The organism is Aquimarina besae (genome assembly GCF_042434905.1).
Classification (GTDB): Bacteria; Bacteroidota; Bacteroidia; order Flavobacteriales; family Flavobacteriaceae; genus Aquimarina.
Map to the genome: position 1 here is coordinate 3,604,808 of NZ_CP170199.1, position 16,979 is coordinate 3,621,786.

Sequence of the window (16,979 nt, forward strand, 5' to 3'; positions counted from 1 at the left end):
TTGGCTTTTTTATTTCCGGAATGGTAAAAATTATGGATGAACGATTTGCCAGTGGATTATCGACCAATCATCCAATGGGCTCTTATTTAGAAGCACTTCATCATACAGGATATTACTACACATTTATTGGTATTGCCCAAGTTGCTACAGCAATATTATTATTAATACCCAGAACGGTAACTTTAGGAGCATTACTATATTTCCCGATTATCGTAAATATATGTATACTTTCATTTGCTGTTCGATTTGACGGATCCTTCGTTTCTGCTCCATTAATGGTACTTGCCAATGTATACATTCTGGTCTGGAACTACGACAAGCTGAAATATATTTTACCTTTTAAAAAAATACCTTACTATGGAATCATAGAAAAGCCCAAAAAATATAGCAATAAGTTTCCTTTTCTATTCTTTACCACAGTTACTGTTGTCTTCGGATTGATATTATTAGTATTTATCTATAGTCATGAAGTAATGCCAAAAAACTCATTATCAGATTGCAAAAAACAATTCATACATACTGAAAAAGAAACCAAAGGATTTCAGTTTTGTCAATGCGTTCATAAAGAAGGGAAACCTCTGAATACGTGTTTGGAGGAATTTGAAAACATAACATATTAAAATTAGTTTTACTTCCTATTACATCAACATCTTAAACCATTTACTATTAAAGCAATTGTAACGTATTTCGTTGTATACATACCTATAATTATCAACCTAATTTTTCATCAATCATCAACAATAAAACAAAACAAATTAGCGCAAAAGCTTTTGTACAATTGGGAATAACATTCTTTATGTTATTTTGGGCTATGATCACCTCATACATTCATCACCCGTATCACTAATCTCTTTCTCTAGTTAATAAATACGTTGTATCTATTAAAATATTTGTAAATTCATATGGTCCATATGCCAATAAAGCTAAGGATTATTATTTAAGAATAAATAAACTATATAAACTATATAACCTAACAAAGTATATAACATGAAACTAGGAGCATTTTCAATAAGTCTGAGTGTGAAAGATTTAAAAATATCAAAAGAATTTTATGAAAATTTAGGATTCCACGTATTTGCAGGGGAAATGGAAAAAAATTATTTAATAATGAAGAATGGAGATGCGCTTGTCGGGCTTTTTCAGGGTATGTTTGAAAATAATATTTTGACTTTCAATCCAGGATGGGATACCAATGCTAATACACTCAAAAATTTTGACGATGTAAGAGATATACAAAAGCATCTAAAAAACAAGGGCATAAAATTAGAGCAAGAAACTGATGAAACTTCATCCGGTCCAGGAAGTGTCGTACTTATAGATCCTGATGGAAATACAATTTTGATTGATCAACATATTTAAAAAGGTAAATTACGACTTTAAATCACCAAAGTTATATGAGATATTCTTTTTTATTAATGGTAAGAGTATGTTATAAATTCTTTTTTGTTTCATTAGCTTTATAAGCAAATCATACAAATCTACTTTCATGAAAAACTCGGGCTTATCAGAAATTCCTGGTAAAACTTCATCATTATTACCTTGGGGAGATTTATTATCCTTTTTTAAAGATTATCACGGTTTCAAAAAGAAAAAATTAAAAAAGTACGGAGAGCTTTATAAGGTTAGAATCTTAAATAGAGAAATCTCTACACTTCATGACAAAGATGCTGCACGATATACGCTGGTAGAACACGATAAAGATTTTAATAGTAAAGAAGCCTGGGATCTGATTCTAAAAGATCTATTTCCGAATGGATTGATGCTAATGGACGGAGAAAAACACAAACATCATCGATCCATCATTGCCGAGGCTTTTAAGAAGCAACCGATGGAAGGTTATCTGGAAATGATGAAAAACATAGTTCCGAAACACATGGCTTCCTGGAATGATCCACATCCACAAATGTTTCCATTATTAAAAAAATTTACCTTAGAGATTGCCTTAGAAGTATTTTTTGGCATCAATAAAACACAACAGTTTTCTAAAATTAATAAAGCAATAACAGATATTGTAGATGCCAGTTCTGCCCTACCCATTAAACTTCCTTTTACCACCTACGGTAAAGGAATTAAAGCCCGAAAATATTTAGTTTCATTTTTTAAAGATTTATTACCAGAAAGAAAAAATAATCCTAAAAAAGATCTTTTTAGTATACTGGCAAATGCTAAAAATGAAGATGGTAACTCTTTAAATGATGAACAAATTGTTGATCATCTCATATTTATATTAATGGCGGCTCACGACACTACAGCAAGTACTCAAACAAGTTTTTGTTATTTTCTTGCTAAATATCCGGATTGGCAAGAAAAATTAAGAACAGAAGCACAAGAATTTTATGCAGAACACGGGGATGATTTTACTGTAAAAGACTTACGAAAATTGGAGCAATTCGGTTTGGCTTTAAAGGAAACTTTACGCCGTTTTCCTCCTCTCGTTTCTATTGGAAGAATGTCTACCAAAGATCTCGAGTATAAAGGTTTTAGTATTCCGGAAGGTACCCACGTTTCTGTAGATATTGATCAAAATCATCATAATCCCGAAGTTTGGTCTTGTCCGGCCAGTTTTGATCCTGAGCGCTTTTCAAAAGAAAGAAGCGAACATACAAAATGTCCCTACACCTATACTCCGTTTGGAGCAGGCGCTCATTATTGTATCGGTTTTGCGTTTGCAGAAATGCAAATAAAATACGTGATCAGTACGTTATTACTTTCTCATGAATGGTCTGTGGAAAATGATTACGAAATGCCCGTAAAACCAGTGCCATTGCAGGTGCCAAAAGATGGTTTACCCGTTAGAATGAAAAAGATAAGCTCTTTATAATTTATAATATACATAAATCATTTTTTAATATTTTTTGATCCCCTGTTAACTCTATCTCCCTGAACAAAAACAAAATTTGGCTGTCGATTTGTTCTTTTTACTGAAAAAGTTTCCAATTTCGAGGTAACAATTTCCCTTTTTAAGATACTTATAAGTGTAACATAAAATCAAAACAACCCTATTCATGAGAAAATCATTTCTGGCAATAATCGTAATTTTATATAGTTTGAATTCATTTGGTCAAATTACTTTTGATAAAGGCTACTTTATCAATAATACTAATCAAAAGGTAGATTGCTTTATTAGAAATATTGATTGGAAAAACAATCCTACTGAAATTGAATACAAATTAACAGAAGACTCAGAAAAAAAAATACTTTCTGTTATCAACTGTAAGGAGTTTGGTGTTTACAATGCATCCAAATATATACGAGCAGTAGTCAAAATAGATAGATCTAGTGAAAACACCAGTGATCTGAGAGAACAAAAACAACCTGTTTTTAATGAAGAAACCCTTTTTCTTAAAGTACTCATAGAGGGAAAAGCAAATTTATATGAGTTTAGAAATAGGAACTTAAAAAGATTTTTTTTTAATAAAGAGAACACCTCCATTACACAACTCATATTTAAAAAATATCTGATTTCCGGAAACAAAATTGGTAAAAACGAATCGTACAGAGCGCAACTATGGGAAAATCTAAAGTGCAATTCCATCAATATTAAAACATTAGAAAAAACGGGGTACAACAAAAAAAATCTTAGTCAATTTTTTGAAACCTATAATCAATGTGAAAATGCCGAATTTACCAAATATGAAATTCAGGAAAAAAGAGATTTTTTTAACTTAAACATTAGACCTGGAATAAGGCACTCATCCCTTTCTATTAATAATTTTACAACAACAGCTAGTGAGTTTTCAATTGATTTTGGCAGTAATACTACTGCTCGATTTGGCATAGAAGCAGAATTCGTAATGCCTTTTAATAGAAATAAATGGGCCTTTTTTGCAGAACCTACCTATCAATCCTTCAATAGCACTTTTAACTTGATAAGCGGTAGAAAAGTGGATGCAAAGTATACATCCATTGAATTACCGTTTGGAATACGGCACTATCTATTTTTAAGCAAAAGATCTAAGTTATTTCTTAACGGAGCTGCTGTTTTCGATTTTCCAATTGGTAATTCGGCAATCACCTATGAAAATGGTAGAGTGCTTGATATTGTGTCCGAGGTTAACTTTGCATATGGAATAGGTTTTACTTATAAGAACAAATATAGTATTGAACTAAGAAATCAGACAATTCGAAATGTTTTGGGTACCTTTCCTTCTTGGAATTCCAAATACAGTTCGGTTTCGCTTATACTTGGATATTCTATATTATAAGAACAACTATCAGCATACATTAAAATTATACTGATTTTTTGCAAGTAGCTTAATATATCGTGAAACCTTTTTCCGTTATTTGTATTTATGCTTATACCACCGCAAAATCAAATACTACATACTCTAAAAGAATATTTTGGTTACGATAGTTTTCGACCATTACAACAAGACATCATAAACTCTATATTTGAAGGAAACGATAACTTGGTCATTATGCCAACAGGAGGTGGAAAATCCATCTGTTATCAACTACCGGCACTTCTACTCGAAGGTATCACGTTGGTTATTTCGCCTTTAATTGCTTTGATGAAAGATCAGGTAGACGGGTTATTGGCAAATGGCGTACAAGCTGCATTTGTTAATAGCAGTCAGAATGAAAAAGAACAACAAGAAATTTATCAAAGAATCCTAAATAAGGAAATCAAATTACTTTATGCAGCACCAGAAAGCTTAAGCCTTTTGGATGTATTTTTTTCTCAAATTGAAATAAGTTTGATCGCTATAGATGAAGCTCACTGCATTTCGGCTTGGGGTCACGATTTCAGACCTGCATATACGCAACTTGGATACCTCAAAAATAGGTTTTTGAACATACCAATTATTGCATTGACAGCTACTGCTGATAAGGCGACAAGACAGGATATTTGTGAACAATTAAATATTCCGAATGCAAAACAATTTTTAGCTTCATTTGATCGTAAAAATCTAAGTTTAGAAGTACGTCCGGGAAATAAAAGAATTGAACAGATTATAGATTTCCTGAAGGACAAACCCAATGATGCAGGTATTATCTATTGTCTAAGTCGAAAAACTACAGAAATGCTCGCAGAAAAGCTGCAAGCACAAGGGTTTGTAGCAGAAGCATATCACGCTGGTATCAATCATGATAAACGAGCAGAAGTACAAGAAGGTTTTATAAATGACAATGTACAGATCGTATGTGCTACAATTGCATTTGGTATGGGAATCGATAAATCTAATGTACGCTGGGTCATTCATTATAATTTACCTAAAAATATAGAAGGATATTATCAGGAAATTGGCCGGGCCGGTCGTGATGGATTGCCCTCTTCTACCCTTCTCTTTCACAGCTATGCCGATGTTGTCCAACTACAGAAGTTTGCAACCACATCCGGTAATCAAGAAGTACAGATGGCTAAACTGGATAGAATGAAGCAATATGCAGACTCTCTAAGCTGTCGGAGAAAAATATTACTAAGCTATTTTGGAGAATTGATCAAAGAAGATTGCGGTAATTGTGATGTTTGTAAAAATCCACCAAGCTTTATTGATGGAACCATTATCGCACAAAAAGCATTATCAACCATAGCAAGAATTAAAGAAGAAGAACCTATTGGAATGGTCATAGATATTCTTAGAGGCGCTCAGAACGCTTTGATCCTGGATAAAGGCTATCAAAACGTAAAAACTTACGGAATTGCCAAAGACATATCCTGGAAAGATTGGCAACAATATATCATTCAATTAATTAACCAAGGATATCTTGAAATTGCTTTTCATCAGAATAACAAACTTAAGCTTACTCCTATTTCTAAAAAGATACTTTTTGAAGGTGAAAAAGTAAGCCTTGCCAATCTCGCTGAATTTGACAAGCTGAAGGAAACTGCTGCCGAACAAGCAAAAAAAGTGACTGCGAATACTTTATTCGATAAGTTACGAGCATTGCGATTAGAACTAGCCCAAGAAGCAGGTATTCCCGCGTATCAGATTTTTAATGATGCCTCTTTAAAGGAAATGGAAAAGTCCAGACCAATGAGTGATGAGGAATTTATGCAAATCAGCGGAGTTGGTAAACTCAAGATGCAGAACTACGGATACCAGTTCATTAAAGCGATTGTTGACTTTTCTACAGAAAAGACAAAAAAGAAGAAAAAATCAAATAAAAACAAAGGCAATTCTTATAAAGAAACCCTGAGTTTATACAAGCAAGGTTTCTCGATTGAAGAAATTGCACGAGAAAGAAAACTGGCGCAGTCTACTATCTTTTCTCATATTATGAAACTGTATAACGCTGGAGAAGATATTGATCTGAAACAATTTGTAAGCAAAGAAGATATTAATTCTGTCAAAGAAGCCAAAGAAACACTTGATAACCCGGATACGCTCAAACCCTATTTTGAACATTTTGAGCAAGCCATGGATTATAATACGATTAAATTAGCACTCGCAGTTTTGGAGAGCAAGTAAGATTTAATCAACAACCAAGGGAATAACCTTATAAAAAGGCCCCTGATCACAGCCGTCCATCATTTGATCTAGTCCGGATTCTATCAATAACACCTTATGTTCCATAGATAAATATACCGCGATTATGGTTTGATACAATAAACAATTCTCTTCGATATCTGTTCCTCCATTACAACAGAAGCCGTGGGATGGTATTCTCGAAAGCACTATTTCTTCACTCCTATAAATTCTATCCAATATACTCACTTCTATGTGCATTTTCTTATCCTTCGAGTATACAGGTTTAAATATTTCTATCTCAATGAAACTTGTATAGCTATCACTATCCAATAATTGTTGGACTTCTTCGGAAATTTCTTTTTGCTCTTGAACTGTGAATTGCTCTTCTACCTGACTTCGTGACAAAAGTATTTCATCTAATATCTTTCCACTTTTCAAGTCTATTTTTTGTAGTGTTTCTTCAGGAACTATACAACATACATATTGACTATATACTACCAAATAATGAGTTCCGTCTTTCGAAATTGCAGGAAAACCTTCTAAAACCAGATTATCTCCATAATGATCCACAAATGGCTTTAGTGTTTCCTGTGCAGTCAAAAATTTGACTGACATTATTAACATCAGAAGTAAGAATTTATAGTTCATTGATGGCGTGTAATTAATAAAAACCAAAGCTTTTACAAACTTCTTGTAAAAATCACCTCAATGATAGGCTGTAAACCGTGAATATACTATCCTTCTTTAGAAATCTTATCGACAATAGTTTTAGAATCATTAAAGATAGTTCCTAATATGCCACCTAGTTTATAGTTATCAAAACCAACAAAAAACAATCCCTGATGAATTCCAGTTCCAATTGTATTTTTAGGAACACCATATTGATCTAGTAAGCCTTTAGTATTATGAATAAACTGTTCTACTTTCGCTCTATATCCTGTTGCTAAAATCACCGTATCTATTTCCAATTGTGTTCCTTCTTGCAATTGAACACCGTGCTCATAAAAAGATTCTATATCGCCTACTACTTTAATCTTACCAGATTTAATTTGCTTTACAGTTCCCAAGTCAATAACAGGAGTTTTTCCGGTTTGTTTTAGATGATCAATAGGATCTTCTTTAGATATTGAAATTCCGTATTTCGAAAGATCGCCAATTACCATTCTTCTTACTTGCTTACCGATCCATCTCCCTAATCCAAAAGGTAATTTCTCTAATTTTTTAGCCGTAGTTTGAACAGGTCTTCCATTAATATCTCTTGGTACAATAAGCAACGGACTTTTTACAGAAACAGTAACATCTATTTGGTGTTCGCTAAGATCCAGCGCTAATTCGGCTCCGGTATTTCCCATACCTACTATCAATACTTTCTTATCCTTAAAAGGGATTACATTCTTATATTGTCTACTATGAATGATTTTACCTTGAAAATTCTCCTGATCTTTCCAAACTGGTGAAAAAGGAACTCTATTCACTCCAGTGGCGACAATCACATTTTCTGATTTGTAATTTTCTTTATTGGTGCTAACGACCCAATGACCATATTCTCTTTTAATAGATTTAACTTCTACATTAAATTGAGGATTTATATCAAAATGCTTTGCATAATTTTCATAATACTCGGCTAGTTTAGCTTTTGGAACGTATCTTGGAAATTCTTCCGGGAATTCTAAATGAGGTAAATGCGAGAGTTCTTTTACCGTATGTAGCAATAGCCGATCATAATGGTTGTGCCAACTCCAGGCTATTTTATCAGTTTTCTCTACGAGTTCAAAAGGAATATTTTTCTTTCTAAAACGACCGGCTACGGCCAGACCAGCGGGTCCAGATCCAATAATTAGATTTTTTACTTCCTTAAGCTGCATTCGTGAGATATTTAGTTCTTTTTCAATTTCTTGAATTCCTTTTTAATCTCTTTACCTGTATCTCTGAACTCATTACCAATAGTTTTTACCACAGGCTTGATATCCTTTCCCAATTTTTTGAATTCATGTCTTAATTCATTTGTCCATTTTTTGAATTCCTGATTGGATTTTATTTGTTGAACAGTCTTTTCACCTTTAGTATATACAGCATTTATTCCTTTTTTGAGCTTGCTTTTATTGTATGCTGTTTTGACTTCGACAACGCCTTCTTTTACATCCACTTCCAGTTGACTTGCTGTAGTCTTAACGTTGAATTCTGTACCCAAAACCTCAATTTCTCCTAAATCCGTTGTAACTATAAATCTTTCTTTACCGGGAACAACGTCAAAGAATGCTTCTCCTTCTAATTGAACTATTCGTACATCAAAATCTTCTTTATATGCAATAGAACTGTTGCGATTTATAAGAACTAATGAGCCATCAGGAAGATTAACGGATTGAAATGTTTTTTTTGAAGAAACAGAGATGGTATTTGAACAACTTACTGCCATAAAAAGACAAGCCATCATACCCAAAATCTTACATAACTTTTTAGAGCGTTTCATAGAGTTTTTCATTTTATTATTGAGGCTTTTTTAAAAATATTGATCAATTAACCTTGAATTGAACTTCCATATTTATTCAAAATATTCTTTTTATTATGCAAAGTAACGAATTGATTATCTAAAGCTTTTTTGGCTAAATCAGTATGAGAGTTTTGATCGTAAAATAATAAAAACATATCCCGAATTGATATCCCATCAGTATGAATTTCTTCGGGCACCATCATATCACCCGTCTTAACATTCCCTGAAGTCAACACTCTTACATAAATACCTGGCATTAATGCTTGGATAAACTGCTTTAAAACGGCTTGTGTTCCAAAACGCACTCCCAATTTATAGCAAGGTTGTCTGGGTTGAGAAACCTGAACTATAGCATCACCTAATTTATAAATATCTCCGATCTTAATAATACGCTCGTCTAAACCTAAAACAGTTAAGTTTTCTCCAAACATACCATAGTTCCAATCCAGATCAGGATATTTTTCTTTCCAATGCGGATAATGTTCTGCTGCATAAAGGTAACATGCTTTGTCAACACCTCCGTGAACACGCCTATCAATTACGTGATCATCTTTTACATCTTCGGTATCCAAAAAAATAGGTTTGTTCACAGGATATTTGTAAATACCGGTTTTTATTTCTTTTCCTCTCCAGGAAATCACTTGTGGTTCTCCTATGTTAGTAGATACAACTTTCATTATGCTTCTTTTTTAAGTGTTACTGAATTTAAAATCAACCCGGAACCTGGCACTATATGCTCCAAGACAATTTCTTCTTCATTTGGATCTAACGTTTTTTTTATGAAATCGATATTGACTTTCCCCTTACCTAAATCAAGCAGTACTCCCATCATTAAGCGAATCTGATTTCTTTTGAACCCTTCTCCTTTCACACGTAATAGATAACTCTCTTCAGGAAAAAAATTTGCTGTGTATAAGGTATTCTTTTCTATTTCGCACTGTATAATTTCTCCGTAGACTATTGTATTCTCATTGGGACGATGGCAATAAGACCTAAAGTTATGTTTTCCTTCAAACAATTTAGCAGCTTTCATCATTGTATCAATATCGAGGTCTTCCATAATATTATACATAAAGGGTGCGCTAAACGGATGAAACTTTTTACCAAAAGCAAAAAGATATAGATACTCCTTTATTTTAGGGTGTTGTATAATATTAAACTGTTCATCTGTTTCTTGTATGCTAATAGCCCTAATATCTTGTGGTAAATTTTGATTAAACAAATCAAAAAAGACTTTCAATTCTAGTGGTTTATGATCGACAAATAGTTCAATAAAGGCTTCATTCGCAGAAACTTTTGCATCAGTTCGTCCGGCTGCCAATACTTTAAAATCATTGATTTCTAAAACATATTTTATGGTTCGCTCCACCATTCTCTGTAAAGTGTTTACAGACGGCTGCTTTTGCCATCCGTGATATCTAAAACCTAAATATTGTAGTTGAATAAGGTAGTAGAATCTTTTTCGAAACATATAAAATAGATTAATAAGTAATCGAATATAGATAAATTATGTATTTCATCGATAATAAGAAGGTTTTTAATAATGAAATAATATAAAATCGTCTTCAGAAATTATTATATTTGAGTAAATCTAAATTAATAATTTAAAAAATCAACTTAGTTATGGTTAAAGCAAAATATCAAGATGTTTTGGATCTTGGACAAGAATTAAATATACAAAATGGCGATGTTTCTGAAGAAAATGGTGTTCTTAAGGTGAAAGGAACTGCCCAGACACAATATGAAAAAAATCAACTTTGGGACAAAATAAAAGAAATCGGTGGCGAATCCCCTTCTGATATTGAAGCGGATATTGATGTAGCTGATACTTCTATTTATCATAGACACACGGTAAAAAGCGGAGAGTCTTTGAGTAAAATTGCTAAACACTATTATAAAGATCCTATGAAATACAAGGAAATTTTTGCCGCAAATACGCATATACTAAAAAATCCCGATGTAATTCATCCAGATCAGGAATTGATCATTCCTAATCTCTAAGAAATATTTTAAACATACTTTTAGAAAGACCGCCAGTGAGCGGTCTTTTTTTTATGTATCTAAATATGGATTACCATAAAATTGCTTATTTACACCTTTTGATGATTTCTTAATACTTTAACATTATTGATATGATAATTTGAATTTAAAATTCCACTACCCAATTACATAATCTATATTTTAATCAATATAAAATTATCAAAAACAGTCTTATTATTAACTAAACATTGTTTTATTGTTAAATATTTCACATTTATATTAAAAATATTTTTACATTTGGCGTTGCTAACTCAATTTATTATTAATATGAAAACACGATTATCTTTAATCATGGGCTTACTTATGATAAGTCTTGGTTTCTCCCAAAATCCTTGGACTAGAACCACCACTAACTTAAAAAGTACTGATTTAATCGCTACAAAAAAGGACTTACCAACAAACATCCTTTTCAATTTGGATATCAATAGTATTCAAAAAATGCTTGCGGATTCTCCGCTAAGAGGAAAGTCAAATTTTTCTTCTGTAATCATTCCACTTCCAAATGCTGATGGTAGTATGGAGTCTTATAGAGTAATGGAAGCGCCGGTTTTAAGCGATGAACTTGCAGCAAAATATCCAGGAATTAAATCATATGCAGGACAAAGTATTCAAAATCCATCGGCAAGAGTACGATTCAGTGTATCGCCTTTAGGTTTGCAAAGTATGCGTCTGGGTGGAGAAGCAGCAGCAGTTTTTATTGAACCAATCTCGATAGATGGATCTACTTATGCCATCTATACCAGAGACCAAAAATCTGCTAGTATAGAAAAATTCGAATGTTTAGTAGATGGAAATACTCCTAACTTAAGTAATTCTCCTTCATTTAATAATAAAAATGCAGACGACAGTACATTACGTACATACCGAATTGCCGTTTCTACAAACGGAGAATACACTCAATTTCACGGAGGAACTAAAGCAGGTGCTTTGGCTGCCATCAATACAACTATGACACGTGTGAATGGTATTTTTGAAAGTGATTTCGCCGTAACTATGGTTGTTATCGGAAATACGGATGATGTGATCTACACGAATCCTAGTACAGATCCATACACAGGAAATTTTAACAGTCAGCTACAATCTACACTTACTAGTGTTATTGGAGAAGCCAATTATGATATTGGACATTTATTTGCAAAAGCTGGTGACAACGGAAATGCAGGATGTATTGGTTGTGTATGTGTTAACGGAAGTAAAGGAAGTGGATTTACATCCAGAAGTACACCAGTAGGAGATGCATTTGACGTGGATTACGTAGCTCACGAAATTGGTCATCAGTTTGGTGCTAACCATACATTCTCATTCAGAAATGAAGGCACTAATGCGCATTTCGAACCAGGTAGTGGTACTACGATTATGGGATATGCAGGAATTACCGGAGCAACGGATGTACAACAAAATAGTGATCCATATTTTCACTTCTTCTCTATTCAGCAAGTAACAAACTATATAAAAACTACAAGTTGCCAAACCAATACAAATACCGGTAATTCAATTCCAACCGTTAATGCTGGAGCAAACTATACAATACCAAGAGGAACACCTTTTGTTTTAGAAGGTCAGGCGTCTGACGCTAATTCTGGTGATGTGTTAACATATTGCTGGGAACAAAGAGATGAAAACAACGCTGCAACTACTTATCCAAGTGTTACGGGAACTTCTGGAGTCGCATTTAGGTCATTTAACCCAACGACTTCTAATAAAAGATATTTTCCTAGATTATCAACTATAAAAACAGGTGCTACTTCATGGCAATGGGAAGCGGTTCCTAATGTTACCAGAACCTTAAATTTCCGATTGTCTGTAAGAGATAACAGAGCTGGTGGCGGCGGAAATAATAGTGATGATATGAGCGTAAATGTTACGGCTAATGCAGGACCATTTGTGGTGAATGTGCCAAATACCAACGTAAGCTGGGCAGCAAATGCAATAGAAACTGTAACCTGGGATGTAGCTGGTACTACAGGAAATGGAATCAATGCTGCCAATGTAGATATACTATTATCTACAGATGGTGGAGACACGTACCCAATTGCTTTGGCAACCGGAGTCCCTAACGATGGTTCTCACGATATTACCGTTCCAAATGTTCAGGGTACTCAAAATAGAGTAATGGTAAAAGGATCAGGAAACATCTTTTTCGATATTTCTAATACAAATTTTGAAATTTCTGGTGTTGTCACTCCAGATACACAAGCTCCTTCTACTCCATCAAGCCTAACAGCTTCTAATACTACAACTAGTACTACGGATTTATCTTGGAATGCATCTACAGATAATGTTGGAGTTACAGGATATGATGTATATAGAGGAAGTACGGTTATTGCTACTGTTGCAAGTACATCGTATACTGCTTCTGGTTTATCTCCAGAAACAACTTATTCTTTTAGAGTTAAAGCCAAAGATGCTGCAGGAAATGAATCTGGTTTCAGTAATACAGTAAATATTACAACCGAAGCAGGAACACCAAATACAGGTTGTACAGGTGGGATTTCTTCATTCCCTTATAGCGAAGGTTTTGAAAGTGGACTAGGTAGCTGGACTCAATCTTCTGGTGATGATATTAACTGGACAAGAGATGCAAATGGAACTCCATCTCGAAATACCGGACCGTCAAGCGCAACCGAAGGATCTTTCTATATGTATGTAGAGGCATCTGGTAACGGTAACGGATATCCAAACAAAAGAGCTATTTTAAACTCTCCTTGTTTTGATTTGACAGGAACTTCTCAAGCTACGTTTACATTTCAATATCATATGTATGGAAACAGTATGGGTAGCCTAACTTTAGAAGCTAGTAATGATAATGGAGCTACTTGGGTTTCCTTATGGTCTAGATCAGGAAATCAGGGGAACTCGTGGGAATCAGCTAGTGTAGACCTTGCGTCACTAACCGGTGCTGGAGTTCAACTTAGGTTTAACGGTCTTACCGGCTCTTCCTGGGCAGGAGATATGACTGTAGATGATATTCGGTTAACAACAGGAACGGTAACACCTCCAACGTGCACAGATGTTACCTTATCGATTACTTTAGACAACTATCCTGAAGAAACAAGTTGGCAAATTATAAATAGTAGCAATCAAATAGTAGCGTCGGGTGGAACATACGCCTCTCAACCAGACGGATCAACGGTTACCGTTACAGAATGTTTGGATGCAGGATCATATACCTTTACTATCAATGATTCGTATGGCGATGGTATCTGCTGCGCCTACGGAAACGGATCATATGCTCTTACGGCAGGAAGTACAACATTAGCAAGTGGAGGAGCATTTGGTGGATCTGAATCAACAACCTTCTCTGTTGGAGGTTCGGCAAGAGGTCCAGAAGTAGAAAGCTTTACAACAACTGAAGCTGTTCAAATTAGAGCTTATCCAAACCCTGTTAGTTCGAACGGAGTGCTTAACATTGTAGCTCCAAACACAAATATTAATTATAACCTTTTTGATCTTCAAGGAAGAAGAGTTTTACAAGGAAAAGTGACAAATAAATCGATCAACATAAATGGTATTCAAGCGGGATCCTATATTCTTTCGCTGGATATTGCAGGAAAATTATCTACACACGCAGTTATTGTAAAATAAGCAATACCTGCAATTGGATAACTAAAACGCTTTAGTAGCGTATGTAAAAATTAAAAACCATCAAAACATAAGTTTTGATGGTTTTTCTGTTTAGTAAGACTCTCAAAGTTCAAGATATATATCATAAAAAAAATATAAAATTTAGACGTTCGCCGAAAAGTACTGGTCAAAAACAATAAAATGCTTAAATTTGTGGTTTTACCGTAAGTAAACCCCGCCAAATCTATAATTAATTATGAAAACCATCTTATTTTCTTTTTTCCTTATATTAACAATTTCTGGCTATGGGCAAGTTTTATCCAAAACCAGTATTATTTATGAGTCTAAAAAATCTGTCGTAATGAACAATGGCAAGGAGTATAAAATTCTAAAAGAAACTCCTCTCTATGCAGTCACAGATACAACCATTCCATTAAAGTATACGTTTAAAGATAAAACACTTATTTTAAATAGGGTGTTATTAGTTGCTGAAGAAAATAAACAAAAGCAGCTTATAGAATGGGTAAAAGGCAAAATGACATTTTACGAACTCAGAGAACCATAAGATACGAAATAGTTTTAACAAAGATTAGTTAAAACTTGTTGATGTATTGAAATAAGAGAGATTTCTCTTTTATCTAATACTAAGAAGAACTCACATCACTATAAAACCGTTATGATCAATTAGCTTGTTCTGAAATAACATTCTTAGCTATCGTAAGAATTTGATCAAATTGCTCCTCCAAGGTCAAATTTGAATTGTCAATCACAATAGCATCTTCTGCTTTTCTTAAGGGAGAGTCTTTTCTGGTGCTATCAATATGATCTCTGTCAACTACATTCTTTAGAACGTCTTCATATGTAACTTTTTCACCTCTTTCTAAAAGCTCATTATATCTGCGTTCTGCTCGATCTTTAGCCGTTGCCGTCATAAACAATTTCAACTCTGCATCCGGAAAAACAACAGTGCCAATATCGCGGCCATCCATAACGATACCTTTGTCCTTACCCATAAGTTGTTGTTGCTCTACCAGCTTTTTTCGAACTAGTGAAACAGCTGCTATTTGACTTACAAAATTGGACACATCAAGTTTACGTATAGTCTTTTCGACATTTTCATTATTTAAAAAAACTTCGGCTAAACCAGTTTTAGAATTTACCTCAAATTTAATATGGATAAAAGGTAAAAATCGTTCTAAAGCTTCTTCATTGAAATGGTTTTCGTCTATAAAACACTTCCGCATCGCATATAATGTTACAGCTCGATACATCGCACCAGTATCCACATATATATATCCAAGCTCTTTTGCTAATTGTCTTGCTACGGTACTTTTTCCAGTTGAAGAATGACCATCTATCGCTATAATGATTTTTTTATTCATTATTGAAGATTTACGTTAACGCCAAAAGTACTAGAAGAGGCAGCAGAATTGTAACGTGCATACGAATAAGCAAATCGAAATTTACCAAGTTTTAGTGAAAATCCTCCACTTAAACCTGCGAAAGATCGTTGATCTTCAATTCTTAATTCTTCTGATCTTCTAAAATTATATCCTAATCGAATATTAAAACCGCTTTCAGGAAAAAACTCAAGTCCTAAAACCACATGGCGTAATGCATTATTGAAAAAACTAGGATCATCGGCTTCCACATTTCCTTCTAGATCCGTTATATCTCGAGCAGGGTTACGAAATGCCACATCCCATACCTGTAAATTTTCTAAAGTTAAATTCCATCGGATAGGTACATTTTTTAGTGTTTGTGCAAAACCCATATCGACAGATAATGGTAGATCTTCTCTTGTGTCGGCATACGTTGTAAATTGTGTACCAAGATTACGTACCGAAAATCCAAAATCAAATTTAGACTCCGGGTTGTGATATATGACTCCTAGATCTAATGCGCCACCCAATGAAGTATATTCCTCCAACTTCGAGGAAATAAATTTCCCACTGGCACCTACGTGAAAATTTGAATTAGGAATAGCGTACCCGTATCCAACAGATATGGCAACTTCTCCCGCTCCAAAATCACCTGTGGCGTTTCCAAATTCATCAAATCCATCAAATCGACCATAATTAATATATGTTATTCCTGTATGAAACACTCGGCTCTTTTCTCCAAAGGATTTAGCATACGATACAGAACCATAATTTACATCTGCGATGTAGTTTACATAATTTACTGCCAATTGGTTATCCATCTCAATATTTATTGCAGCAGGATTTAACATCGCCGATGTTGGGTCAGAATTATAACCAGTAACATACTTCCCACCCAGTGCCGCTTGTCTTGGCGAAGAAACCAAATTTAAAAATTGATAGGTATACCTTCCTCCTATTTGCGAATAGGTAAAAGTGGTAAAAAGAACAATTACCAAAAATATGTATGTACGCATCATTAGCAGCAAAAATAAAAGAAACTATCTGGAAAACGATAGTTAGTAACAAAAATTTTATCCGGCACTAAAT

General features: G+C 34.0%; 15 protein-coding genes. 8 read left to right on the plus strand and 7 right to left on the minus strand.

What is annotated here, in order from left to right; all coding sequences use genetic code 11:
• Window positions 1-32: 32 nt before the first annotated feature.
• From ACE94K_RS15955 to recQ, 5 genes are all read left to right on the plus strand, one after another.
• On the plus strand, window positions 33-620 hold the full coding sequence (locus ACE94K_RS15955; protein ID WP_378174448.1) for a DoxX family protein: 588 nt from the start codon (window positions 33-35) through the stop codon (window positions 618-620).
• A gap of 367 nt (window positions 621-987) precedes the next feature.
• Window positions 988-1,359, plus strand: coding sequence for a VOC family protein (locus tag ACE94K_RS15960; RefSeq protein ID WP_378174451.1), 372 nt, complete (start codon window positions 988-990; stop codon window positions 1,357-1,359).
• A gap of 127 nt (window positions 1,360-1,486) precedes the next feature.
• Window positions 1,487-2,821, plus strand: coding sequence for a cytochrome P450 (locus ACE94K_RS15965; protein WP_378174454.1), 1,335 nt, complete (start codon window positions 1,487-1,489; stop codon window positions 2,819-2,821).
• 184 nt (window positions 2,822-3,005) lie between these two features.
• Window positions 3,006-4,205, plus strand: coding sequence for a tRNA modification GTPase (locus tag ACE94K_RS15970; RefSeq protein ID WP_378174457.1), 1,200 nt, complete (start codon window positions 3,006-3,008; stop codon window positions 4,203-4,205).
• 87 nt (window positions 4,206-4,292) lie between these two features.
• A complete protein-coding gene (gene recQ / locus ACE94K_RS15975) occupies window positions 4,293-6,413 on the plus strand; it encodes a DNA helicase RecQ (protein ID WP_378174460.1) in 2,121 nt (706 codons plus the stop codon).
• Window positions 6,414-6,416: 3 nt separating this feature from the next.
• Here recQ and ACE94K_RS15980 read toward each other — a convergent pair whose 3' ends face one another.
• From ACE94K_RS15980 to ACE94K_RS16000, 5 genes are all read right to left on the minus strand, one after another.
• A complete protein-coding gene (locus ACE94K_RS15980; protein WP_378174463.1) occupies window positions 6,417-7,028 on the minus strand; it encodes a hypothetical protein in 612 nt (203 codons plus the stop codon).
• Window positions 7,029-7,147: 119 nt separating this feature from the next.
• Complete coding sequence (locus tag ACE94K_RS15985) at window positions 7,148-8,278, minus strand: flavin-containing monooxygenase (protein WP_378174466.1); 1,131 nt, start codon at window positions 8,276-8,278, stop codon at window positions 7,148-7,150.
• Between the two features lie 11 nt (window positions 8,279-8,289).
• Window positions 8,290-8,883: a FecR family protein gene (locus ACE94K_RS15990; protein WP_378174469.1), complete on the minus strand. Its 594-nt coding sequence runs from the start codon at window positions 8,881-8,883 to the stop codon at window positions 8,290-8,292.
• Between the two features lie 47 nt (window positions 8,884-8,930).
• Entirely contained in the window at window positions 8,931-9,581 is a 651-nt protein-coding gene (locus ACE94K_RS15995; protein ID WP_378174472.1) for an MOSC domain-containing protein, read from the minus strand.
• On the minus strand, window positions 9,581-10,375 hold the full coding sequence (locus ACE94K_RS16000; protein WP_378174475.1) for a tRNA pseudouridine(38-40) synthase TruA: 795 nt from the start codon (window positions 10,373-10,375) through the stop codon (window positions 9,581-9,583). Before ACE94K_RS16000 ends, ACE94K_RS15995 begins: the two co-directional genes overlap by 1 nt.
• A 152-nt stretch (window positions 10,376-10,527) precedes the next feature.
• Here ACE94K_RS16000 and ACE94K_RS16005 point away from each other — a divergent pair, with 152 nt between their 5' ends.
• The 3 genes from ACE94K_RS16005 (at window position 10,528) to ACE94K_RS16015 (ending at window position 15,073) form a co-directional block, all read left to right on the plus strand.
• Entirely contained in the window at window positions 10,528-10,905 is a 378-nt protein-coding gene (locus ACE94K_RS16005) for a LysM peptidoglycan-binding domain-containing protein (RefSeq protein ID WP_378174478.1), read from the plus strand.
• 306 nt (window positions 10,906-11,211) lie between these two features.
• Window positions 11,212-14,529 carry a reprolysin-like metallopeptidase gene (locus tag ACE94K_RS16010; RefSeq protein ID WP_378174481.1) on the plus strand — a complete coding sequence of 1,106 codons (3,318 nt, stop codon included), beginning with the start codon at window positions 11,212-11,214 and terminating at the stop codon, window positions 14,527-14,529.
• A 235-nt stretch (window positions 14,530-14,764) separates the two neighbouring features.
• Window positions 14,765-15,073 (plus strand): hypothetical protein, encoded by a 309-nt coding sequence (locus ACE94K_RS16015; protein ID WP_378174484.1) that lies wholly within the window; start codon window positions 14,765-14,767, stop codon window positions 15,071-15,073.
• A 115-nt stretch (window positions 15,074-15,188) separates the two neighbouring features.
• Here the strand turns inward: ACE94K_RS16015 and cmk are convergent, their stop codons facing one another.
• Together cmk and porQ are read right to left on the minus strand one after the other, a co-directional pair.
• Window positions 15,189-15,890: a (d)CMP kinase gene (gene cmk, locus ACE94K_RS16020; protein WP_378174487.1), complete on the minus strand. Its 702-nt coding sequence runs from the start codon at window positions 15,888-15,890 to the stop codon at window positions 15,189-15,191.
• Entirely contained in the window at window positions 15,890-16,909 is a 1,020-nt protein-coding gene (porQ, locus tag ACE94K_RS16025; RefSeq protein ID WP_378174490.1) for a type IX secretion system protein PorQ, read from the minus strand. The genes cmk and porQ overlap by 1 nt, the downstream gene beginning before the upstream one ends.
• Window positions 16,910-16,979: the final 70 nt, after the last annotated feature.

Bases quoted from the DNA above. Each gene is read 5' to 3' on its own strand.
- ACE94K_RS15980 (WP_378174463.1), bottom strand. From the start codon at position 7,028: ATGTCAGTCAAATTTTTGACTGCACAGGAAACACTAAAGCCATTTGTG.
- ACE94K_RS15970 (WP_378174457.1), top strand. From the start codon at position 3,006: ATGAGAAAATCATTTCTGGCAATAATCGTAATTTTATATAGTTTGAAT.
- recQ (WP_378174460.1), top strand. From the start codon at position 4,293: ATGCTTATACCACCGCAAAATCAAATACTACATACTCTAAAAGAATAT.
- ACE94K_RS15965 (WP_378174454.1), top strand. From the start codon at position 1,487: ATGAAAAACTCGGGCTTATCAGAAATTCCTGGTAAAACTTCATCATTA.
- ACE94K_RS15995 (WP_378174472.1), bottom strand. From the start codon at position 9,581: ATGAAAGTTGTATCTACTAACATAGGAGAACCACAAGTGATTTCCTGG.
- ACE94K_RS16000 (WP_378174475.1), bottom strand. From the start codon at position 10,375: ATGTTTCGAAAAAGATTCTACTACCTTATTCAACTACAATATTTAGGT.
- ACE94K_RS15985 (WP_378174466.1), bottom strand. From the start codon at position 8,278: ATGCAGCTTAAGGAAGTAAAAAATCTAATTATTGGATCTGGACCCGCT.
- ACE94K_RS16010 (WP_378174481.1), top strand. From the start codon at position 11,212: ATGAAAACACGATTATCTTTAATCATGGGCTTACTTATGATAAGTCTT.
- ACE94K_RS16005 (WP_378174478.1), top strand. From the start codon at position 10,528: ATGGTTAAAGCAAAATATCAAGATGTTTTGGATCTTGGACAAGAATTA.
- cmk (WP_378174487.1), bottom strand. From the start codon at position 15,890: ATGAATAAAAAAATCATTATAGCGATAGATGGTCATTCTTCAACTGGA.
- ACE94K_RS15990 (WP_378174469.1), bottom strand. From the start codon at position 8,883: ATGAAACGCTCTAAAAAGTTATGTAAGATTTTGGGTATGATGGCTTGT.
- ACE94K_RS15960 (WP_378174451.1), top strand. From the start codon at position 988: ATGAAACTAGGAGCATTTTCAATAAGTCTGAGTGTGAAAGATTTAAAA.
- porQ (WP_378174490.1), bottom strand. From the start codon at position 16,909: ATGATGCGTACATACATATTTTTGGTAATTGTTCTTTTTACCACTTTT.
- ACE94K_RS15955 (WP_378174448.1), top strand. From the start codon at position 33: ATGGATGAACGATTTGCCAGTGGATTATCGACCAATCATCCAATGGGC.
- ACE94K_RS16015 (WP_378174484.1), top strand. From the start codon at position 14,765: ATGAAAACCATCTTATTTTCTTTTTTCCTTATATTAACAATTTCTGGC.